The organism is Mesorhizobium sp. M0030 (genome assembly GCF_040323695.1).
GTDB lineage: Bacteria > Pseudomonadota > Alphaproteobacteria > Rhizobiales > Rhizobiaceae > Mesorhizobium.
Genome location: NZ_JAMYVE010000002.1, coordinates 171,279 through 191,561 on the forward strand (window position 1 = coordinate 171,279; position 20,283 = coordinate 191,561).

Annotated in this window: 19 protein-coding genes; 4 read left to right on the forward strand and 15 right to left on the reverse strand. The window is 64.2% G+C overall.

Going from position 1 to position 20,283, the window contains the following annotated elements; all coding sequences use genetic code 11:
- Positions 1 to 5 precede the first annotated feature (5 nt).
- Positions 6 to 2,228 (reverse strand): AMP-binding protein, encoded by a 2,223-nt coding sequence (locus NKJ80_RS04680; RefSeq protein WP_023831149.1) that lies wholly within the window; start codon positions 2,226 to 2,228, stop codon positions 6 to 8.
- A 199-nt stretch (positions 2,229 to 2,427) separates the two neighbouring features.
- On the opposite strand from NKJ80_RS04680, the gene NKJ80_RS04685 reads away from it, so the two are divergent.
- Together NKJ80_RS04685 and NKJ80_RS04690 are read left to right on the forward strand one after the other, a co-directional pair.
- Positions 2,428 to 2,916, forward strand: coding sequence for an Xre family toxin-antitoxin system antitoxin (locus NKJ80_RS04685; RefSeq protein ID WP_352497162.1), 489 nt, complete (start codon positions 2,428 to 2,430; stop codon positions 2,914 to 2,916).
- A complete protein-coding gene (locus tag NKJ80_RS04690; protein ID WP_023672704.1) occupies positions 2,913 to 3,419 on the forward strand; it encodes an RES family NAD+ phosphorylase in 507 nt (168 codons plus the stop codon). The genes NKJ80_RS04685 and NKJ80_RS04690 overlap by 4 nt, the downstream gene beginning before the upstream one ends.
- A 3-nt stretch (positions 3,420 to 3,422) precedes the next feature.
- On the opposite strand, the gene NKJ80_RS04695 is transcribed toward NKJ80_RS04690, so the two are convergent.
- Positions 3,423 to 3,833: a tautomerase family protein gene (locus tag NKJ80_RS04695; protein ID WP_023672705.1), complete on the reverse strand. Its 411-nt coding sequence runs from the start codon at positions 3,831 to 3,833 to the stop codon at positions 3,423 to 3,425.
- A gap of 112 nt (positions 3,834 to 3,945) precedes the next feature.
- On the opposite strand from NKJ80_RS04695, the gene NKJ80_RS04700 reads away from it, so the two are divergent.
- Positions 3,946 to 4,809 (forward strand): LysR substrate-binding domain-containing protein, encoded by an 864-nt coding sequence (locus NKJ80_RS04700; protein ID WP_023672706.1) that lies wholly within the window; start codon positions 3,946 to 3,948, stop codon positions 4,807 to 4,809.
- A gap of 134 nt (positions 4,810 to 4,943) precedes the next feature.
- Here NKJ80_RS04700 and NKJ80_RS04705 read toward each other — a convergent pair whose 3' ends face one another.
- The 3 genes from NKJ80_RS04705 to NKJ80_RS04715 all read right to left on the reverse strand — a co-directional run bounded on the left by NKJ80_RS04705 (position 4,944) and on the right by NKJ80_RS04715 (position 8,446).
- Positions 4,944 to 5,852, reverse strand: a complete 909-nt coding sequence (locus tag NKJ80_RS04705; protein WP_023672707.1) for a DMT family transporter — start codon at positions 5,850 to 5,852, stop codon at positions 4,944 to 4,946.
- Between the two features lie 51 nt (positions 5,853 to 5,903).
- Entirely contained in the window at positions 5,904 to 6,791 is an 888-nt protein-coding gene (locus NKJ80_RS04710; RefSeq protein ID WP_023672708.1) for a DMT family transporter, read from the reverse strand.
- Between the two features lie 149 nt (positions 6,792 to 6,940).
- On the reverse strand, positions 6,941 to 8,446 hold the full coding sequence (locus NKJ80_RS04715) for a S10 family peptidase (RefSeq protein ID WP_023672709.1): 1,506 nt from the start codon (positions 8,444 to 8,446) through the stop codon (positions 6,941 to 6,943).
- 288 nt (positions 8,447 to 8,734) lie between these two features.
- On the opposite strand from NKJ80_RS04715, the gene NKJ80_RS04720 reads away from it, so the two are divergent.
- On the forward strand, positions 8,735 to 9,241 hold the full coding sequence (locus NKJ80_RS04720; protein WP_352497163.1) for an OsmC family protein: 507 nt from the start codon (positions 8,735 to 8,737) through the stop codon (positions 9,239 to 9,241).
- Positions 9,242 to 9,393: 152 nt separating this feature from the next.
- On the opposite strand, the gene NKJ80_RS04725 is transcribed toward NKJ80_RS04720, so the two are convergent.
- The 10 genes from NKJ80_RS04725 to rplI all read right to left on the reverse strand — a co-directional run bounded on the left by NKJ80_RS04725 (position 9,394) and on the right by rplI (position 20,156).
- Positions 9,394 to 9,615, reverse strand: a complete 222-nt coding sequence (locus tag NKJ80_RS04725) for a hypothetical protein (RefSeq protein WP_023689120.1) — start codon at positions 9,613 to 9,615, stop codon at positions 9,394 to 9,396.
- Between the two features lie 133 nt (positions 9,616 to 9,748).
- Complete coding sequence (locus tag NKJ80_RS04730; RefSeq protein ID WP_352443818.1) at positions 9,749 to 10,378, reverse strand: hypothetical protein; 630 nt, start codon at positions 10,376 to 10,378, stop codon at positions 9,749 to 9,751.
- Between the two features lie 77 nt (positions 10,379 to 10,455).
- Positions 10,456 to 11,211, reverse strand: coding sequence for an SDR family NAD(P)-dependent oxidoreductase (locus tag NKJ80_RS04735; RefSeq protein WP_023705364.1), 756 nt, complete (start codon positions 11,209 to 11,211; stop codon positions 10,456 to 10,458).
- 30 nt (positions 11,212 to 11,241) lie between these two features.
- On the reverse strand, positions 11,242 to 12,723 hold the full coding sequence (gene purF, locus NKJ80_RS04740) for an amidophosphoribosyltransferase (RefSeq protein WP_023672714.1): 1,482 nt from the start codon (positions 12,721 to 12,723) through the stop codon (positions 11,242 to 11,244).
- 108 nt (positions 12,724 to 12,831) lie between these two features.
- On the reverse strand, positions 12,832 to 13,503 hold the full coding sequence (locus NKJ80_RS04745) for a CvpA family protein (protein ID WP_023747919.1): 672 nt from the start codon (positions 13,501 to 13,503) through the stop codon (positions 12,832 to 12,834).
- 48 nt (positions 13,504 to 13,551) lie between these two features.
- The gene (gene radA, locus NKJ80_RS04750) at positions 13,552 to 14,955 is read right to left on the reverse strand and encodes a DNA repair protein RadA (RefSeq protein WP_023672716.1); all 1,404 of its coding nucleotides are present in this window, start codon (positions 14,953 to 14,955) and stop codon (positions 13,552 to 13,554) included.
- Between the two features lie 230 nt (positions 14,956 to 15,185).
- Positions 15,186 to 16,679, reverse strand: a complete 1,494-nt coding sequence (locus NKJ80_RS04755; RefSeq protein WP_023672717.1) for a replicative DNA helicase — start codon at positions 16,677 to 16,679, stop codon at positions 15,186 to 15,188.
- Between the two features lie 230 nt (positions 16,680 to 16,909).
- Complete coding sequence (locus NKJ80_RS04760; RefSeq protein ID WP_023695601.1) at positions 16,910 to 17,875, reverse strand: small ribosomal subunit Rsm22 family protein; 966 nt, start codon at positions 17,873 to 17,875, stop codon at positions 16,910 to 16,912.
- Between the two features lie 157 nt (positions 17,876 to 18,032).
- Complete coding sequence (locus tag NKJ80_RS04765; protein ID WP_023672720.1) at positions 18,033 to 19,382, reverse strand: cyclopropane fatty acid synthase; 1,350 nt, start codon at positions 19,380 to 19,382, stop codon at positions 18,033 to 18,035.
- Positions 19,383 to 19,568: 186 nt separating this feature from the next.
- Complete coding sequence (gene rplI, locus NKJ80_RS04770) at positions 19,569 to 20,156, reverse strand: 50S ribosomal protein L9 (RefSeq protein ID WP_023672721.1); 588 nt, start codon at positions 20,154 to 20,156, stop codon at positions 19,569 to 19,571.
- Positions 20,157 to 20,283: the final 127 nt, after the last annotated feature.

The following is a 20,283-nucleotide window of genomic DNA, read 5'->3' on the forward strand; positions in this document are numbered from 1 at the left end:
ATACGCTAAGCCGCCAGGCCCAGCCCCAGCTTCTCGATCGCCAGGTTCCGCGTCGAGACATAATCCGTCTTACCGGAACCCAGCACCGGGATCTCCTCGACCTTGACGATGTCGTTGGGCACCATCAGTTCGGCCGCACCTGCCTTCTTGCCGAAGGCGCGCAGTTCTTCCGGATCGGCGTCGTCGGCGGTGGTGACCAGCACGATGCGCTCGCCGCGCCTCTTGTCCGGCACCGCCACCGCGGCGTGGCGCTCTTCCGGCCACAGCGACTGCACCAGCATCTCGACGGCGCCCAACGACACCATCTCGCCAGCGATCTTGGCGAAGCGTTTTGCCCGCCCGCGAATGGTGATGAAGCCTTCGCGGTCGACCGAGACGATGTCGCCGGTGTCGTGCCAGCCGTCCAGCGGCTGCAATTCGCCGGGCCGGTCAGCGGTCATGTAGCCCATCATCAAATTCGGCCCGTCGAGCCACAGGCGGCCGGCACCCTCGATACCCTCGACCGGTTCGAGCTTCATGCGCATCGCCGGCAACAGCCGTCCGACCGTGCCGTCGCGACCATGGATGGCGGTGTTGACGGCGACGACGGGAGCGGCCTCCGTCAGCCCGAACCCCTCGATGATCGAGGCATCGAAGCGCTCGCGATAAACGCGCCGCGTCTCCGGCTTCACTGCTTCCGCGCCGGCGACGACGAAGCGCAGGCTGGAGAAATCGCCATCCTTGGCGGTGCGGGCATAGTTGGCAAGGAAAGTGTCGGTGCCGAACATGATGGTCGGCTTCACCTTGCGGGCGATCTCCGGGATGATCTTGTAGTGCAGCGGTGACGGGTAGAGGAACAGTTTCACCCCGGTCACCAGCGGCAGGATGGTACCGCCGGTCAGGCCGAAAGAGTGAAAAACCGGCAGCACGTTGAGCAGGATGTCGGACGGCGAAATGGTAATGCGCGCCTCGGCCTGCATGGCGTTGGCGTGGAGATTGCGGTGCGACAGCACCACGGCCTTGGGCGTGCCTTCCGAGCCTGAGGTGAACAGGATTGCGGCGGGCTTGGCCGCATCCTGCCGCTGCAGCGGGAACCGCCACAGCACCGCTGCTGCGAGCTTTTCCAGCGTCGTGACGCTTGCGCGCACATCCTCCAGCCACAGCATTTTGGCGCCGCCGGCCTCGATCGCGGCGATGATGTCGGCAAGCGCCGCCTTCTCGACGAACGCGCGCGAGGAAACCACCGTTCGGATGACTGCCGCGCGCACCGCGGCGGTTACGCTGGCCGGCCCTGCCGTGTAGTTGATCATCGCCGCTACCCGGCCGGCCGAGAGCAGGCCGACGAAGGACAGCACCACGCCATTGGCGTTGGGCAGCAAAACCCCGACCGCTTCGCCGGGCGCCGCCACCGCCTCGAAACGGCGGCCGAGCACGCGCGCGCCGATGAACATTTTTCGATAGCTGAGCGAGCCGCTGATCACATCCTCGATGATCGGATGCGAGGCGCCGGTGCGATCCGCGGCATCGCGCATGGCCAGGAACAGGCCGCGATCGAGGTTGCTGCCATAAAGCCGCGCCTCGGCGATGCGGTCGAACAACGCATTGGTGTTGGAAGCCTGGTCGGGGTTGCGCGCCACCAGTTCGGCAATCGTCATTGGCTCCAGCACGCTGATCGAGAGTTTTGGGAACCAGTGGCGCGGCGCCCGGTTCTTTGGCGTCAAGGAAACCGGCAGGTCGCGCGCGCCGGTGACGAAGATCGGCACGATGCGGGCGTCGGCCTGCATGGCGATGCGGGTGACGGCGCGGAACAGGCGAAACGTCTTCACATCGGGCTCGACGTCATCGGGCAGATAGACGGCAAGCCGGCCTTTACCCTTCAGCACCCTGACCAGCCGCCGGCTGACGAAGAGATGCTCGGCGTTGAAGGCGATGGTGCGGCCAAGCTCGCGCCAAGGCTCCATCCAGGGCGAGCGCGCCGAGGCCTCGTCGAGAATGTGCAGCGTGTCGTCGGGCAGCAGCGACAGCATCAGCGCCGGCTCGAAGCGTGACTGGTGCGAGACCACATAGATCACCGGCGTCGGCGCGTTGCGGGCAATGCGGATGCGCCGGTCCTCGATCCGGTAGGCGAGCTTGAACGGCACATAGAGCAGCGCCTGGGTAAAGCGCAGGTCGAGACGAAACGTCTCGATCGCGCCAATCAGCAGCCAGGCCAGCACGAGGCCTGCAAGCAGCGCCAGTGTCAGGATCATGCCGCGTCTCTCCCAACGGTCCGGTATGCGGCTCTTCGTCCGCTTCGAGAGCAGAGGGTAGCGCAATGGGGGGCAAGGTCAATGCGCGGGTGCGAGGGAGCGGTGTTCCACCTGACCTCACCAGGCAATGAGCCAAACGCAGGCCTTGAAATGTTGCGACACGTGTCGTAAATAAAGCGACACGTGACGGAGAGGTAATATGGCCAGTTCCCCGCTGGGCTTTGCCGAGGCACCACATATGGAGCCGGAGTTCGAACGAATGGTCGACCTGTTTGGTGGACGGAAGGTTCTTGGATTCTCGGTAGCCAGTCCTCTTGAGGCACATGAAATGATCCTGCATGGAATTCCGGGCCAGGCGCTCGAAAGCCTCGTCAGGCATCTGATGGTCATTGATCCCGCCGATGCGTTTGAGACCGCATTCGGCATGAGCGAGCGGACATTTCAGCGGCACAAATCGGATCACTCCAAGACCCTCAGTCGGGAGCAAGGTTCCAGAACCTGGAACTTCGCCAAGCTCCTGACAAAGGCCACGTCCGTGCTCGGGACTCAGGAAGACGCGGAAAAATGGATGATCGAGCCTGCCATGGGTTTGGACAATCGCCGGCCGATCGATCTGCTGGCCACGGCGGCGGGCACTGCGCTTGTGCAGGAGTTTCTTGAGCGGCTCGACTATGGTGTCTACGCGTGACGCCTTTGCCGGGCTCCCTCGGAACAGGGAAGTTGTTGGGCTGGAGGCTTGATCACAGACGCTTCAAGGCGAGCTGGGACAGTGGCGAAGGAGCCTTCAAGCTTGGGGGAAGGTGGAACAGCAAAGGGATCAGAGCCGTATATGCGTCCATCGACCCATCGACCGCCATCTTGGAGGTGGCGGTCCACAAGGGGTTTCGCACGCTGGATACTGTCCCTCACGTGCTGACGGCATTCGACATCGTCGATCCATCAGAGATTTATGTGGTCCAAACCGACGATATTCCGAACGCGAACTGGCTGCGTCCCGGCATCCCGGGCGCGGGACAGCAGCAGTTCGGCGATGGTCTGCTGGCAAAGCATCCGTTCTTTCTGATCCCCAGCGCGGTATCCCAGCACAGCTGGAACCTGGTGTTCGATCCCAACCGGGCGGCAGGCCTTTATAGCTTGCATCTCCGGGAGGATTTCGCGCTTGATACAAGGCTTCATCCTCCCGCTGGGTAGCAATCAGGCCGTGGCCTTCAGCCGCCCACTGATGAACCGGAACTCCTGCGACTTGCCGCCATAACCGTAAGCAGCGGCCGGGACTTCATGCACGAAGGCATAGCTTTCCTCGTGCACACCACCCAGCAACTTACCAAAGGCCTCAAAGATCGCCTTCAGATAAGCCTCCAGTTCCAGCTTGGTGTTGGTGCCGTCGACCACCTTGATGTCGAGCCAGAAGGTGTTGGCGCCATGCTCCGCCAGCGATTTGCCGCCGGCGAACCAATGCTGCGGGTCGACATAGGTGACGGCGACGGCGGTAATCGTCGGGTCCTTGCGCAGATGGGTTGCCGTCAGCTCGGTGATTTCCTTGGCGATTGTGGCGGACAGCTTGGCGTCGGGCTTGCCGGTGACGCTGATGTTGATGATGGGCATTTTTCTCTCCTTCGTTTGAGCGGCGTCTGTTTGCCGTTGGAGAGACAATGCCATCATCTTTGAATCAAAAAAATCGAATTGTTTCGAACAAAAGGTTCTGTATTATCGAAGTATGCAAGCTCTCGATCCCGATCTGCTCAAAACCTTCCTTGCCTTTGTCGATGGCGGCTCGCTGGCTCAGGCTGCGTCTGCTGTCGGCCGCTCGCCCTCGGCGGTGACCGCGCAGATGCAGCGTCTGGAGGAGATCGTCGGCGAACCGCTGCTGGTGGCGCAGGGGCGCGGGCGCGGGCTGACGCCGGCCGGCGAGGATCTTGTCGGTCATGCCCGCCGCATTCTTGCCGTGCACAGCGAGGCCTGGCTGGCGCTCAAGGGCGCGCGTGCCGCTGGTCGCGTCGCCATCGGCACGACACAGGATTTCGCCGATAGCGGCCTGCCGGAGCTGCTGCGCGCCTTCGCGGCCAGCCATCCGCGCGTCAGGGTCGAACTCCGCGTTGGCCGTTCGGCCGAGCTTGGCGAGGCGCTGCAGGCCGGGCAGCTCGATCTGGCCGTTGTCATGCGCAAGACGCCGGCCAATGACGAAGTCGGGCTGTTCAGTGAGCCGATGCTGTGGCTGTGCTCGCAAAAAGGGCTTGCCGTGCGGGAAGAGGAATTGCCGCTGGCGCTGCTCGACCCCTATTGCGGCTTTCGCGAAGCAGCACTCGCGGCCCTCGATGCTGCCGGCCGCCGCTACCGCATTGCCGCCGGCAGCGCCAGCCTTGCCGGCTTGCGCACGGCGGTCAATGCCGGCATCGCGCTGACCTTGCGCACCGCCCGCTTTGCCCATTCAGGCATTGCCGAAGCACCGCGCGAATTCGCCCTGCCGCCGGTGCCGACAGCGCAATTCGCGATAAAACTCGGCCAGGGCGCCGAGCGGCCGGCGCGCGATCTTGCCATCCTGCTCAGCGACAACCTCGCCTTGCCCGGCTTTGCCGGCTGATGTCCAAAGAAAAAGCCGACCTTTACGGTCGGCTTTGAGGAGGACGGGTCGAGGGGTTTGGGGGGACTTGGGGGGTGACCCGTCGCACATAAAACTGCCTGATCCGCATGATGGTTCCATGACTTGGAAAATAATTATTGGGTTGCCGCACTTTTTCTCGCGGCCAGCCAGTCGCGCCCCGCATGGGCGAAAACCGCGCACAGTACTATGGCGCCGCCGATCAGGCTGGCGGCCGGCGCGATCTCGCCGAGGAACAGGAAGGCGAACAGGATCGCAAACGGCACTTCGGCGGCACCGAGAAGGCCGGACTCGGGCGCAGGGATCAGCCGCGAGCCTTCCGTCCACAGGATCGACGCCGCCGCGAACGATCCTCCGAAGGCGACGAGCAGCACGGCGTCGCGAGCAGAAATCGCCAGGGGGTCGGTGACGAACCAGCCGAGCACGAACAGCAGAAGCGCCGAGACTGCGCCCGCCCACACCACCGGCGTGTCGCGGAAGGCGCGCACCATGATCATGTAGAGCGCGCTGCCGGCGGTCATCAGCAGCGCGAGCCCATCGCCAAACAGATGACCGCTGCCGAAGCCGGAGCCGACCATCATCGCTACGCCGCACAGCGAAACGGCGGCGGCGGCAAGCGTCTGCGCCCGGAACGGCTCGCGCACCAGCACGAAGGCGAGCAGCGCGGTGATGAAGGGCGCGGTGGCGTAGATGACAGCGACATTGGCGACATAGGTGAATTTGAACGCCGAGATGAAGGCGATGCTGGCCGCGGCGCCCTCAAGGGCCAGCAGCCAGCCGCGCCAGCCAAGTCGCAAGCTTTCCCGCCCGCCGGAGCGGCGCCGGCGCCACAGCACATAGAAGGTGATCAGGATCGCGCCGACAAAGCCGCGCCAGCAAGTGATGGTCAGCGGGTCGGTGTGGATCGATTTGGTCAGCACGCCGGTGAGGGCGAAGAAAGCCGCCGAGGCCGCCACCAGCATGATGCCGAGCGTACGCTCGGCAGCGGTATCTGTGGTGCCTGGGCCGTCGAGCGCTTCCGTCATCTCAGCAGCCTATCCGTCTTCTCCTGCCACCATGCTGTCAGCACGGGGTACTCATAGCCGCTTGCGGAAATGCTCGTTGCCGATGATCAGCAGGCCGGCGCCGACGATCAACGCCGCCCCCAGAAACACCTCGCGACGCGGCACGTCGCCCCAGATCGCAAAGCCGAGCCCGAAGGCCCAGACCAATGAGGTGTATTCGAACGGCGCCACGATCGACACCGGCGCCCGCTTCATGCCTTCGAACAGCATAAATTGCGCCACGCCGCCGAGCGCGCCGACGCTGATCAAAAGCAGCAACTGGCGCCAGTCCGGCATCTGCCAGACCAACAGCGCCGGCACCGTGGAAAACACCAGGAAGTAGAAATTGTTGAGCACAAGCTGGATCAGCGTGCGCTCGGCCAGCGCCGTCTTGCGCAACAGCACCACGGCAATGCCCCACAGCACTGCCGCAGCCAGTACCAAGAGCATCGGCACGGACAAGCCGAGACGAGTGGGATCACAGGCGATGAAGACGCCGACGAAGCCGATGAACACCGCCAGCCAGCGCAACAGCGGCACCTTTTCGCCAAGCATCACCACCGACAGCACGGTGACGATGATCGGGGCGGCGTAATAGATGGTGGTGAGTTCGGCCAGCTGCAGGGAGCGGGCCGCGTTGTAGTAGCAGAGCCAGGCGCCGAGCGTGAAGGCGCTGCGCACCAGCATCGGCCGCACGATGGGCGAGCGCATTGTGTCGGCAAAGATGCGCGGTCCGCCGATTGCAGCACAGCCGATAAGCACAGCGATCGAGCGGAAGAACATGATCTGCCAGACGCTGATGCCGACGACCAGAAGCTTGATCGCGGCGTCCTGCGTCGAAAACAGGAAATAGGCGCAGCCGGTGAACAGGATGCCGGCAAGCACCCTTTCGCGGGTTTCCAGAATGGCAATATCGGCCATGCGGCGTGTCCGGCGCTGTCAAGAGGACGAAGAAGAAGCCTGCCCCAATCAGGCTCCCATTGCAGGCTATACGGGCGAAAGCCTGCGGGGCGCTACGCCAGTGGCAAGCTTGCGTTGGCGCAGCCTGGCCGACAGCGTGGGCACGCCGTTCACTGTGTTGCCTGGTAGAGCTCCGAAGCGGCCTCCTTCAGGGCGCGCCGGCCGCCCGGCCTGAGATACATCATGTGGCCGCCCTCGATGACGTCGAGACGGATAGGTTTTGCCCCGCCGAGCGTCGGGATTTGGCTCACCAGATAGCGTGAGGCCAGATAGGGAGTGACCAGATCGGTGTCGCCGTTGACGATCACCACGCCGAGCCCCGGGTTGAGCGAGCGCGCCCGCTGCAGATCGTCCATCACCCCGGCATAGCCTTGCCGCGAGCCGCCATAGTCCCAGGCGTGGGTCACATCGCCATTGAGCAACCTGTAGCTGACATCGGTGCGAAAATTCAGCTCGTCGCGCGCATAACCGACAAAGGCCGAGGTCAGCGCCGGCACGCTGCGGTCGAGCACCGGATCCGGGCCGGCGCTGCGGGCGCTCTCCGGGGCGATGTCGCTGGTGGCGATGGTGCCGTCATACGGGCTGAGCACTTTGCCACTGGCGCGCTGGAATTCGCGCGCGAACAGGCCGGTCGGGATGCGGGCGAAATTGCGCTGCACGAGGTCGAGCGGCAGGCCGGTGATCTCGGCCACGCGCTGGCTGGCCAGCCGCCCGCCCTGTTCCAGCCCGCCGGTCAGAGCCGTGAGGTAGTCGCCCAGCGCATACTTTTCGACCTCGGCGAGCTTTTCGCGCAGTGCTTCGCCGCTGAGGCCTTCGCTGCGCAGGCGCACCGCCGCCATCGAGGGCAGTTCCAGCGCCCAATGCAGCGGCTGGAATTCGTCGGGCAGCACCAGCGTGAACTCCAGTGCAGGCGAGATCAGCACGATGCCGTTGGGGCTCAGGCCGACATCTTCCTGCAGGGTCCTGGCGAGAAGTGCCGCGCGGAACCCGCCATAGCTTTCGCCGGCAAGGAAGAGCGGCGATCCGGTGCGGCCGTTCTGGGCGAGATAGAGCCGGATGAAAGCGCCGATCGAACTGGCGTCCTGGCTGACGCCCCAAAAATCTTTTGTGTCCTGGCCGGGGGCCTCGCGGCTGTAGCCGGTGCCGACCGGATCGACGAAGACGAGGTCGGTCATGTCGAGCCAGCTGTCGGGATTGTCGATCAGCTTTTGCGGCGGCGGCAGGAATTGGCCATCGGCGCCGGTCGCGACGACACGCGGGCCGAGTGCGCCGAGATGCAGATAGGCGGATGCCGCGCCCGGGCCGCCATTGAAGACGAAGGTGATGGGGCGAGCCTTCTCCGCGCCCGCCAGTGGCGGCAGCGTATAGGCGACATAGAAGATTTCCGCGGTGACCTCGCCCTTGCCGGATAGCAGTGACAGCGTGCCGGCCTTAGCCTGATAGTCCAGCTTGCGCCCGGCAATGGTGATTGAATGGCTGGTCGTCTGCGGTGCCGGCAGCAGCGACAGCACCCCGCCTGCCGGGGCGGGGCGCTCGGGCGTTTCGGCGAGGCCGGGCTGCGCGAAGGCTGCAAGCACCAACAGGGTAAGCGAGATCAGTTTCAGCTTGAACGGCATGATGCCTCCGCGGGAATGACTCTGCTTAGGTATGGCCGGGGCGGTCGAAGTCAAAGTAACTCTTCGTGAGGTAGCATTCCTTCAGCCCCCTCTGTCCTGCCGGACATCTCCTCCCACAGGGGTGGAGATTGGATGTCGCGACCGCCTTCGCTAATCGCCGGCGTAGAAAGCGCCATCGGCGAAGCTGCAGATCTCCCCCCTGTGGGAGGTGGCCGGGCCAGAGGGGGGCGCTGTCTCGCTGGCATATCAGTGCTATCAAAGCGCGACGGACTCGAAAAGGAATGCAACATGGACGCCACCGCACTCAAGGCCATGCAGGCACCGATCAAGGAGGCTTATCGCGACGATTCCTCGCGAGCGCTGATCACGCTTCGCGCCAAAGGCTCCATCGACGACCAGTCGATTGCCTGCAAGGTCGAGACGGGCAAGGCGCTGGCGGTCGCCGGCCTGCATCCGGCGGCCGGCGGTTCCGGGCTCGAATTGTGTTCGGGCGACATGCTGCTCGAGGCGCTGGTGGCGTGCGCCGGGGTGACGCTGAAGGCGGTGGCCACCGCACTAGAGTTCAAACTCGGCGCAGCCACCGTCGAGGCCGAAGGCGATCTCGACTTTCGCGGCACGCTGGGCGTGGCCAAGGACGCCCCCGTGGGCTTTCGCGCCATCCGGCTGAATTTCAACCTCGACACGGATGAGCCGCAGGCGCGCATCGATTCGCTCATCAAGCTGACCGAACGCTATTGCGTGGTGTTCCAGACCATCAACAGCAAGCCGGAGCTGACGGTGAGTGCGCGCGCCTGATCTCCCCCCTTGAGGGGGAGATGTCGCCGAAGGCGACAGAGGGGGTCGGGCCGACTGGACGCGACGCCCTTTGTGCGGAAGGAGGTTGGCACTCTACGCGAGGCGACCCCCTCTGGCCTGCCGGCCATCTCCCCTCGAGGGGGGAGATTGCGCTACTGCGCCGCCGGCTCTTCCGCATCACCCTCATCGGTGAAAGGCGAGGCGCTCGGCACGCAGTTGACCGCCCAGCCGGCCGGCGTCGGCTGCTTCTGATATTCGGTGATGGCGTTGGTGCACTGTTCGCGGGTGTCGAAGGTGCTGGGCAGCACCACCATGCCGCCTTGCGGGCCGGCGATCACCAGGTACCAGACCAATGCTACGCTGGGAGCAGCCATGGGAATTCCTCGCTTTGCTGGGTGTCGGAGTCGGTTGACCCTAGCAACTCCCGGCTGATGGCGAAAGCAGGGCGATGGGGGAGCGGCTCGCCGGACCATCACAGACCCGTGAACGAACCGCTCCCGAGCCCGCTTAGTTCGCGGCAAAGCAGTAGAACAGGCCGTCGCCGCCGGTGCCTTTCAGCGCCTCCTGGCTGCAGCCGCCGCGCGAGGCATGCGAGGAGTTCCAGGATTTCGCCGCCGCCGACTCGTCAAGGCCGGTGCGGTCGTGGTGGCCCATCATCGCCGCGCCCTCCGCCCCGCTCAAGGTCCAGTCGCCGCAGGTCTGGTCGGCGATCTTGGTGCCGTCGGGCTTCGAGCCGGTCAATATGTCGTGCCGGTTCGGCTTGTCGCCGCGGCCGTTGACCACCTCGCCCTTTTCGTTGAGCGCCGTCTGCTTGGTGATGGCGTTGGCGTCGCTGTGCAGCGAGGCGACGTCATCGGCAATCTTCTCGCCCTTGGCGTTGACCCAGGGACCCTTGCCGATACGGTCGCGCGCATCGACATTGGCGCTCGAGAGATAGGCGTGCCATTCCTTGCCGGTAACCCCAGCCGCTTCCGCCAGCGAGGCGCAATGCGCGTCGGCACCCTTGAGACCGCCGAGATCGGCGCCCTTGCCGGAACCGACGCTGGTGACGAAGAAACTCATCTTGGCGTCTTGCGCCAGCGCCACGCCGGCTGTGGCGGCAATCGCGGCGGCGGCAACGAGAAGAAGTCTACGCATGTCGGTCCTCCGGTTTCGAATGTCCTACATTCGAAGAAACGTAACTGGAGGCCTGTTTAATCCCGCTACAACCCGGTTTATTCCGGCTGCCGGTAGGCGACGAAGCGGTTGTTCTTGACCTGGAAGATCAGCCCCGTCTCTTTCATCTCGGGGCTCGCCAGCGGCACGATGCGTTTTGCCACCTCTGACGGGTGCGGCAGCGTTTCCGGATCCTCGCCGGGCGCGGCCTGCGCACGCATGGCGGTGCGGGTGGCGCCGGGGTCGACCGCATTGATGCGGAGCGCCAGGCTCTGCGTCTCATGCGCCCAGGAACGCGTCATGGCTTCCACAGCCGCCTTCGACGCCGCATAGGGCGCCCAGAAGGCGCGCGCCGAATGCGCGGCCCCGGACGACATGAGAATGGCGCGGCCGGCGTCGGACAGCCTGAGCAGCGGGTCGACCGAGCGGATCAGCCGCCAGGTCGAGGTGACATTGATGGTCATAACCTTCTCGAAGGTTTTGGCCTCGACATGGCCGATCGGCGAGATGACGCCGAGCACACCGGCATTGGCCACCAGAATGTCGAGCTTGCCCCAGCGCTCGTGAATGGCGCCGCCCAGCCGGTCGATGCCGGCCATGTCTGAGAGGTCGAGAGGCACCAACGTCGCTTCGCCCTTGCCGGTTTTCGCGCGCTCGGCCTTGATCTGGTCGTCGAGTTCTTCCAGCCCGCCGACGGTCCGGGCTACCGCAATGACATGCGCGCCGGCGGCGGCAAGTTCCTTGGCGATGAAGTAGCCGATGCCGCGCGAGGCGCCGGTAACGACCGCGACGCGGCCGGAGAGGTCGAGGGTCATGCGAGCGCTTTCAAGGATAGCAGTTGGGCTTTACGCCCCGTTGTTCGCCAGCAGCGACAGCGTGCGCACATTGTCGTGGCCTTCGAAGTCGAGCAGGCGGGTCGGGTACTGGCCGGTGAAACAGGCGTCGCAGAATTGCGGCTGCTCATTGTCGCGGCTGGCTTCGCCGACGGCGCGGTAGAGCCCGTCAATGGTGAGGAAGCCGAGCGAATCGACACGGATGAACTCGGCCATTTCCTCGATCGACATGCGCGATGCCAAAAGCTTCGACTTCTCCGGCGTGTCGACGCCGTAGAAGCACGACGCGCTGGTCGGCGGCGAGGCGATGCGCATATGCACTTCCTTGGCGCCGGCGTCGCGCACCATCTGCACGATTTTCTGGCTGGTGGTGCCGCGCACGATCGAATCGTCGACCAACACCACGCGCTTGCCCTCGATCATCCGGCGGTTGGCGTTGTGCTTGAGCTTGACGCCCATATGGCGGATCGAATCGCCGGGCTGGATGAAGGTTCGGCCGACATAGTGGTTGCGGATGATACCGAGTTCGAAGGGGATGCCTGCCGCCTGGGAGAAGCCGATTGCCGCCGGCGTGCCGGAATCCGGCACCGGCACGACGATATCGGCCTCGACCGGGCTTTCCTGCGCCAATTCGGCGCCGATACGCTTGCGCACTTCGTAGACATTGCGGCCTTCGACCGAGGAGTCCGGGCGGGCGAAATAGACATATTCGAAGATGCAGAAGCGGGTCTTCTGCGGCTCGAAGGGGAACAGGCTCTCGATGCCCTTCGAGGTCACCACGACCATTTCGCCGGGCTTCAGGTCGCGCACGAAGCGGGCGCCGATAATGTCGAGCGCGCAGGTTTCGGAGGCCAGGATCCAGGCGCCGTCGAGGTCGCCGAGCACCAGCGGGCGGATGCCGAGCGGATCGCGGCAGCCGATCATCTTCTTGGAGGTCATCGCGACCAGCGAGAAAGCGCCTTCGACCTGACGCACGGCGTCGATGAAGCGCGAATTCAAATCGCGTTCCTTACTGGTGGCAACGAGATGCAGCAGCGTCTCGGTGTCGGAGGTCGACGAGAAGATCGCGCCCTGCTTCTGCAGCGCGCGCTGCACGGTCATGGCGTTGGTGAGATTGCCGTTATGGGCGACGGCAAAGCCGCCATCGGCGAGTTCGGCGAAGAAGGGCTGGATGTTGCGCATGCCGGCGCCGCCGGTCGTGGCATAGCGCGTGTGGCCGATGGCACGGTTGCCTTGCAGGCTGTCGATGACGTGCTGCTTGGTGAAGGTGTCGCCGATCAGGCCGACATGGCGTTCGACATGGAACTGCGTGCCGTCATAGGAGACGATGCCGGCCGCTTCCTGGCCGCGATGCTGCAGCGCATGCAGGCCTAGCGTTACGATGGCCGCAGCGTCCTGCCGGCCGAAAATGCCGAACACCCCGCATTCGTCGTGGAAATGATCGTCTGCTTCGGCGGAAAGCACGTCGTCCGCGTCTGCCTTCGAAACTGCCATGGGGCTCAAGCTCCGCTAAAATGGCCATATAGTGCGATAGCGCCGCGAAAGCAACGTAGTCAGGCCGGAACTGCCGGGATGGCGCCTGTCCGGCACCATCCGTCCGTATCAGTTTGCCGGCGCGGCCGGAGCCGGAGCCGGAGCAGCGGGCGCGGGTGCGTTATCGGCCGGAGCGTCGGTCTCGTCGTCGGGCGCCGGCGTATCGTCACCGGTTGCCGGAGCATCCGCCGCCGGTGCATCGGCCGCCGGAGGCGTCTCGGCTGCCGGCTGATTCGGATTGAGCTTCTTCAGGATGGCGTTTTCCGGATCTTCGGGCAGCAGGCTTTCCAGCTTAGCGCCGATGGTCTCGAGCAGCGGCTTCGACTTGGCGTTGGCGATCCAGGCAGGGGCCTTGGCGCCGGCCAGCCAGTTGAAGAACAGCAGCGCCACGGCGACGACGAGGACGCCGCGCGCGGCGCCATAGAGGAAGCCCAGCGTACGGTCGAGCGCGCCGATCCTGGAATCGATGATCCAGTCGGCAAGCTTCATGGTGATGACGGAAACGACGATCAGCGCGATGAGGAAGACGATGCCGGCGGATGCCGCCATGGCGATCTTGTCGCTTTCGACATAGGGCTGAACGTAAGGCAGCACCGGCTTGTAGAAGAAGAATGCCGCCGCGGCGGCAGCCGCCCAGGACACGACGGACAGGATTTCGCGTGACAGGCCGCGAACCATGGCGAGCATCGCCGAGACCAGGGTGAAGCCGACGAGAATTCCGTCCAGCAGCGTAATCGGCATGTCTTTCGCCCCACTCAGATTGTCTTTTCACGGCTCGGGCGAGCCGCGTCAATCTTCCACGTCGACACGGCTGCGCCGTGAGCCGGCTATCCGCGCGACGAGATCGGCAAGTTCGGTCGGCTGGAAAGCGCCGGCCCCGATCCCCCCGACAACCTCCTCGCTGCCCAAGGGCAGAACCGCACTTCCAAACCCCAGCTTTTCGGCCTCTTTAAGGCGCTGCTGCGCATGCGCAACCGGCCTCACTGCGCCCGACAGGCTGATTTCGCCGAAATAGACGCAATCGGCGGGAAGGGCAAGACCGGTGAGCGACGAAACCAGTGCAGCGGCAACCGCCAGATCGGCCGCCGGCTCGGAAATCCGGTAGCCGCCGGCGACGTTGAGGTAGACATCGTGGGTGCCGAAGCGCACGCCGCAATGGGCTTCGAGCACGGCAAGGATCATCGACAGCCGTGCGCCGTCCCAGCCGACGACGGCACGGCGCGGCGTGCCCAATGTGGACGGCGCCACCAGCGCCTGGATCTCGACCAGCACCGGACGTGTGCCTTCCATGCCGGCAAATACCGCGGCACCCGGCGATTTTGCGTGGCGTTCGCCGAGGAACAGCTCCGACGGATTGGCGACCTCGCGCAAGCCCTTGTCCGACATCTCGAAGACGCCGATCTCGTCGGTCGGCCCAAAACGGTTCTTCACCGTGCGCAGGATGCGGTAGTGATGGCCGCCTTCGCCTTCGAAATAGAGAACGGCGTCGACCATGTGCTCGACGACGCGCGGACCGGCGATCTGGCCTTCCTTGGTGACATGGCCGACCAGCACGATGGCAGCACCGGTGGATTTGGCGTAGCGGATCATCGCTTGCGCCGAGGCGCGCACTTGGGTGACGGTACCGGGTGCCGAATCGGCCATGTCGGTCCACAGCGTCTGGATGGAATCGAGGATGACGAGGTCCGGCCTTCTGCCGTCGGCTATTGTTGCCAGGATATCCTCGACATTGGTCTCGGCGGCAAGTTCGACCGGCGTGTCGGCGACGCCAAGCCGCTGCGCCCGCAGCCGGATCTGCGCGACAGCCTCTTCGCCCGAGACATAGACGATGCGGTGGCCTTTTGACGCCAATGCTGCTGCGGCCTGGGTAAGCAGCGTCGACTTGCCGATGCCGGGATCGCCGCCGACCAGCAGCGCCGAGCCGCGCACGAAACCGCCGCCGGTGGCGCGGTCGAGTTCGCCAATGCCCGAGATGATGCGCGGCGCGTCCTCGATGTCACCGGACAGGCTGGTCAGCACCACGGCGCGGCCCTTGCGCGCATTGCGCGTGTTGGCCGGTCCCGAGCCTATGCCGCCCGAGGTGCCTTCCTCGACGAGCGTGTTCCACTCGCCGCAGGCATCACATTTGCCGGCCCAGCGCTGATGCACCGACCCGCAATTCTGGCAGATGAACTGGACGCGCGATTTAGCCATGGAGTGATGCTGCCTGCAAATGACCGAAGGAGGGTGATCCTGCACACCCCCCTCTGTCCTGCCGGACATCTCCCCCGCAAGGGGGGAGATTGGCTATCGTCGCTGCTTTCGCCAATCCCCAACGTCGCAAGATGAGCGCCATTCGCAAAGCTGCTGATCTCCCCCCTTGCGGGGGAGATGGCCGGCAGGCCAGAGGGGGGTGTGACGGAGCGCTGCGGTAGGCCAAAAAGCTACTCGAACCTTTCCGCAATATGATGCTCTTCGGCGAGGTCGGAAAACCGTGTGAACTCGCCATGGAAGGCGAGGCTCACCGAACCTGTCGGGCCGTGGCGCTGCTTGGCGACGATGACTTCGGCCTTGCCGCGCATCTCGTTCATCTCGTGTTCCCACTTGATGTATTCGTCGGTGCCGGGCTTCGGTTCGCGGTTCTTCAGATAATATTCCTCGCGGTAGACGAACATCACCACGTCGGCGTCCTGCTCGATCGAGCCGGATTCGCGAAGATCGGACAGCTGGGGGCGTTTGTCTTCGCGGCTTTCGACCTGACGCGACAGCTGCGACAGCGCGATGATCGGAACGGAGAGTTCCTTGGCCAGCGCCTTGAGGCCGGTGGTGATCTCGGTGATTTCCTGCACCCGGTTCTGCGACGATTTCGCGCTCGACCCCTGCATCAGCTGGATATAGTCGATGACGATGAGGTCGAGGCCGCGCTGACGCTTCAGCCGCCGCGCCCGCGCCGACAGCTGCGCGATCGAGATACCGCCGGTCTGGTCGATGAACAGCGGGATCTTCTGCATGGTCTGCGAGCAGGCGACCAGCTTTTCGAAATCCATCTCTGAAATCTCGCCGCGGCGGATTTTTGACGACGAAATTTCCGTCTGTTCGGAAATGATGCGGGTGGCGAGCTGCTCGGACGACATTTCCAGTGAGAAGAAGCCGACGACGCCGCCATTGGCTGCCTTGAACGAGCCGTCGGCCTGTTGCGCCGGCTCATACATCTCGGCGATGTTGAAGGCGATGTTGGTGGCTAGCGATGTCTTGCCCATGCCCGGACGGCCGGCAATGATGATCAGATCCGACGCCTGCAGGCCACCCATGCGGCGGTCGAGATCGCGCATGCCGGTGGCGAGGCCCGACAAATGGCCGTCGCGCATATAGGCGGCGTTGGCCATGTCGACGGCGGTCTTGACCGCGTCGGTGAAGCTCTCGAAGCCGCCATCGTAACGGCCGGTTTCGGCCAGTTCGAACAGCCGCCGCTCGGCATCCTCGATCTGTTCGGACGGCGCCATGTCGACCGGCGCGTCATAGGCGATGTTGACCATGTCCTCGCCGACGGTGATCAGCGCCCGGCGCGTGGCCAGATCGTAGATGGCGCGGCCATAATCGGTGGCATTGACGACGGTGACGGCTTCGACCGCCAGACGAACCACATATTGCGCCACCGTCATGTCGCCGACCTTCTCGTCGGCCGGCAGGAAGGTTTTCAGCGTGATCGGCGTCGCCACCTTGCCCATGCGGATGAGCTCGGCCGCGACCTCGAAGATTTTCCGGTGCAGCGGCTCGTAGAAATGGCCGGCCTTGAGGAAGTCGGAGACGCGGTAGAAGGCATCGTTGTTGACGAGGATGGCGCCGAGCAGCGCCTGCTCGGCCTCAATGTTGTTCGGCGCTTCACGATAAAGCGGTTGCTGCTCCGCCACGCCGAATTTTCGCGCTGCCTCTGCCATGATGTCCCCGATTTTGATCCCGGCTTCTCGATATCAGAACGAGATAAATCGGTGCTGACCTTTCTGCATCACCGCACGACCAATCAACCTCGATGCCCGTTGTTCACAGGGGCGGCAAACCGTCCACAGAAGAGTGTTTCCGCGCCCCGATTCCGGTTGACTCAGAAAGGCGCTGACTTTTATCCGAGTCGTTGGAACAGAGCAAGAACAATCTCGGTGATTATCCGCTTCTAGTCCAGTGTATCGCCCCAGTCCAGCCGCCGCGCTGCCTTGAACAGCTCGCCCTCGCGCTTGGTGAAAAGTGTCTCGCCGGCGCCGCCATCCGGCTGGCACAGTTTGAGCAGCACCTTGCCGGAGCCCGATTTCGGCGGCGCAATCACGCGGGGCGGATGTACAGGCGCGGGTTGCCGCGACGCCGCGACGTAGATGAATTTCTCGTCCTCCCACGGCACGTCCGCGTCTTTGGCCAGGCGATGAAGGCGCGAGCGGGCGACGCGGCGCGAAAAATGGCACCAGTCGGGCGGCTCAAGCGGGCAGGGCGCCTCATGCGGACAAGGCGCCAGCACATGCGCCCCGGCCTCCAGCAATTGCCTGCGCACTGCCAGGATGCGCTGCCAGCCTGCCGGTGTGCCGGGCTCGACAATCAGCAGTGTGTCGCCGGTCAAATGCCAGAGCCGGCCGACAAGCTTCGGCAGCGATGCCGGCGCGATCTCGTCCAGCACATAGGCGCAGGTGACCAGATCGGCAGGCTTGAGATCGGCAAGGTCGATGGTCACGTCGCCGGCGCGCCAGTCCATCCTGGTGGCGATGGTATCAAGGGCGAGCGACTGGCCAACCTTGCGCACCGCGGCGCTTGCTTCAACCAGAACCGCCTCTTCGAGGTCGGGCCACAGGTCTGTAGTGGCCCAAAGCACCGTGCCAGGACCGGCGCCGACATCGAGCAAGCTCGTTGGCTGGAAATCGGGCCGCGCATAGGCGAGTTCGTCGAGACCGGCCCGTACCGCCGCGTAGGTCGCCGGCAGCCGCGTCGCCAGATAGGCTTTTACCGCCATCTCTTCGGCCATGTGCGGGCGGCCGTCGCGCAATTCGGCGCGGTAGCGGTCAGACAGCGTCTTCGCCGCCTGGCGCAGCACCGCCAGCGGTATCGTTTCGAGCAGGCGCTCGACGCCTTGTCGCAGCGAGGCGGGGAGTTCCACGCTCAGGCTCCGCGTGCCGCGAGCACCGAGGCGCGGGCGAACTCGACAAGGGTGGTGGCGATGGTGGGCAGGCAGGTCATTAAAAAAGGTCTCGCGAGAACGAGACCTTTTTCAGTGTCAGAGCCGTCAATGGCAAGCGGCAATCGCAATCGAGGCGTTATTCGCGATCCGCCACCTTGCGACGGCGCGCTGGCTTGGCCGCAACGGACCTGACAGCAACGGACCTGGCAGGCACAGACCTGGCGACAGCAGGCTCGGCGGCCGCCGCCTCCTGACGATGCCCCATTTCGCGCATTTCGAGCGCCTTTTCACATTTGGCCATGTAGTCGCGCGTCATCGGCAGCGTGTCGTTCTTCTTGGCGATCTGGATCTGGAAGATCACCAGATCCTGCCAGCGGAAGGCGGCTTCCGAAGCCGCCAGATAGAACTCCCACATCCTGCAGAAGCGCTCGTCGTAGATGGCTTTGGCCTTGTCGCGGTTGGCGGCAAAGCGCTGGCCCCAATGCTTCAGCGTATCGGCATAGTGCAGCCGCAGAATCTCGATGTCGGTGACCACAAGCCCCGACTTCTCGATCGCCGGCATCACCTCCGACAGCGAGGGGATGTAGCCGCCCGGAAAAATGTACTTGCGGATAAAGGCGCTGGTCGCCCACGGCACGCCGGAGCGGCCGATCGTGTGCAAGAGCATGACGCCGTCGGGCTTCAACAGCGTCGCCGACTTGTCGAAGAAGGTGCGGAAGTGGTTGACGCCGACATGCTCGAACATGCCGACCGAGACGATGCGGTCGAAGCGTTCGTTGAGTTCGCGGTAGTCCTTGAGATCGAAATGCACGCGGTCCTGCAAGCCTTGCGCATGCGCCCGGTCGGTGGCGACGCCGTGCTGCTCGGTCGACAGCGTCACGCCTTGCACGTCGACATCGAAAGCCTTGGCGAGATAGAGGCCGAGCCCACCCCAGCCGGAGCCGATATCGAGCACGGTCTGGCCGGCCTTCAGCCTGAGCTTGGCGGCGATATGGCGTTTCTTGGCCATCTGCGCCTCGTCGAGCGTCATGTCCGGCTGTTCGAAGTAGGCGCAGGAATACTGCATGTCGTCGTCGAGGAAGAGCCGGTAGAGGTCACCCGACAAATCATAGTGGCGCTGCACGTTGCGGCGCGCCCGTGATGCGGTGTTGATCTGCTGCAGGCGGCGAAAGGCGTGGCGCAGACCCTCGATGGCCTTCGACCAGGTGGCGTCGATACCGCCACTGCCCATGTTCTGGAAGGCGATGCGCATCATACCCAGTACGCCGCCCTCGATGATGTCGAGTTCGCCGTCCATATAGGCTTCCGGCACGGCCAGCATCGGATCGAAGGTAATGGCGCGCTCGGCATGCGCGGTCTTGATGTGCATATGCACCGGCTCGCCGCTGCCGTCGCCGAAAACCACTGTCGAGCCCTTCGGGCCGGTGACTTTCAGATTGCCCGTACGCACCAGGCGGTCGAGAACGCGTTTCAACAGAATATTCATCACCAAATGTCCCCTCACGGTCAGACTGGCGGACCAATTCTGCAACAATATATAGGGGTTCGAAAAGTTCCATTTGGCCCAAAAATGCCCGGGCGAGAGGCCCGGGCATTGGTCCAGAAAGGCTGGATGACGAGGAAGTGATTGGAGCGCTGCTCCCCTCGCTTCCCGATCACGCCCCGTGCGGGATCAGGCGTTGTCTTCTTCGCCGCCTTCGAACTCGGTGTTCGGGTCGAAGAAGTTCTCCGGCCGTGCGTTGTCGTTGATGTCATCGCCATAGATGGCTTCGGCGGTGGTCAGCGTCTCGCCCTTGGCCTGGCGCTCGGCTTCGTCGGCCGTGCGGGCGATGTTGAGGCTGATGGTGACCTCGACTTCCGGATGCAGCGCAATCGCCACATTGGTGACGCCGATGGTCTTGATCGGCTGGTTGAGCTGGATCTGGTTGCGGTTGACCGAGAACCCTTCGGCGGTCAGCAGGTCGGCGATGTCGCGGGTCGACACCGAACCGTAGAGCTGGCCGGTCTCGCCGGCCGAACGTACGGCGATGAAGCTCTTGCCGTCGAGCTTTTCGGCAACCTGGCTGGCTTCCGACTTGCGCTCGAGGTTGCGGGCTTCGAGCTGCGCGCGCTGTCCTTCGAACTTCTTCTTGTTGGCTTCGTTGGCGCGCAGCGCCTTGCCCTGCGGCAAGAGGAAGTTGCGGGCAAAGCCGTCCTTGACCTTGACGGTATCGCCCATCTGGCCGAGGCGGGAAACGCGTTCGAGAAGAATCACTTGCATGGTCTTGTTCCTTCGTCTGGGCACCGACCGCGGGATCGGCGCCGAATTGAATGGAACAGGTCAGGAAGCTCTGAGCGCCTTGGCGCCGGTGTCGCTGTCCTGCCTGTCGCGGCAGTTAGAGGCTTTT

Coding starts and splice junctions, on each gene's coding strand:
- NKJ80_RS04680 (WP_023831149.1), bottom strand. CDS start 2,228: ATGATCCTGACACTGGCGCTGCTTGCAGGCCTCGTGCTGGCCTGGCTG.
- NKJ80_RS04685 (WP_352497162.1), top strand. CDS start 2,428: ATGGCCAGTTCCCCGCTGGGCTTTGCCGAGGCACCACATATGGAGCCG.
- NKJ80_RS04695 (WP_023672705.1), bottom strand. CDS start 3,833: ATGCCCATCATCAACATCAGCGTCACCGGCAAGCCCGACGCCAAGCTG.
- NKJ80_RS04700 (WP_023672706.1), top strand. CDS start 3,946: ATGCAAGCTCTCGATCCCGATCTGCTCAAAACCTTCCTTGCCTTTGTC.
- NKJ80_RS04705 (WP_023672707.1), bottom strand. CDS start 5,852: ATGACGGAAGCGCTCGACGGCCCAGGCACCACAGATACCGCTGCCGAG.
- NKJ80_RS04710 (WP_023672708.1), bottom strand. CDS start 6,791: ATGGCCGATATTGCCATTCTGGAAACCCGCGAAAGGGTGCTTGCCGGC.
- NKJ80_RS04715 (WP_023672709.1), bottom strand. CDS start 8,446: ATGCCGTTCAAGCTGAAACTGATCTCGCTTACCCTGTTGGTGCTTGCA.
- NKJ80_RS04720 (WP_352497163.1), top strand. CDS start 8,735: ATGGACGCCACCGCACTCAAGGCCATGCAGGCACCGATCAAGGAGGCT.
- NKJ80_RS04725 (WP_023689120.1), bottom strand. CDS start 9,615: ATGGCTGCTCCCAGCGTAGCATTGGTCTGGTACCTGGTGATCGCCGGC.
- NKJ80_RS04730 (WP_352443818.1), bottom strand. CDS start 10,378: ATGCGTAGACTTCTTCTCGTTGCCGCCGCCGCGATTGCCGCCACAGCC.
- NKJ80_RS04735 (WP_023705364.1), bottom strand. CDS start 11,211: ATGACCCTCGACCTCTCCGGCCGCGTCGCGGTCGTTACCGGCGCCTCG.
- purF (WP_023672714.1), bottom strand. CDS start 12,723: ATGGCAGTTTCGAAGGCAGACGCGGACGACGTGCTTTCCGCCGAAGCA.
- NKJ80_RS04745 (WP_023747919.1), bottom strand. CDS start 13,503: ATGCCGATTACGCTGCTGGACGGAATTCTCGTCGGCTTCACCCTGGTC.
- radA (WP_023672716.1), bottom strand. CDS start 14,955: ATGGCTAAATCGCGCGTCCAGTTCATCTGCCAGAATTGCGGGTCGGTG.
- NKJ80_RS04755 (WP_023672717.1), bottom strand. CDS start 16,679: ATGGCAGAGGCAGCGCGAAAATTCGGCGTGGCGGAGCAGCAACCGCTT.
- NKJ80_RS04765 (WP_023672720.1), bottom strand. CDS start 19,382: ATGAATATTCTGTTGAAACGCGTTCTCGACCGCCTGGTGCGTACGGGC.
- rplI (WP_023672721.1), bottom strand. CDS start 20,156: ATGCAAGTGATTCTTCTCGAACGCGTTTCCCGCCTCGGCCAGATGGGC.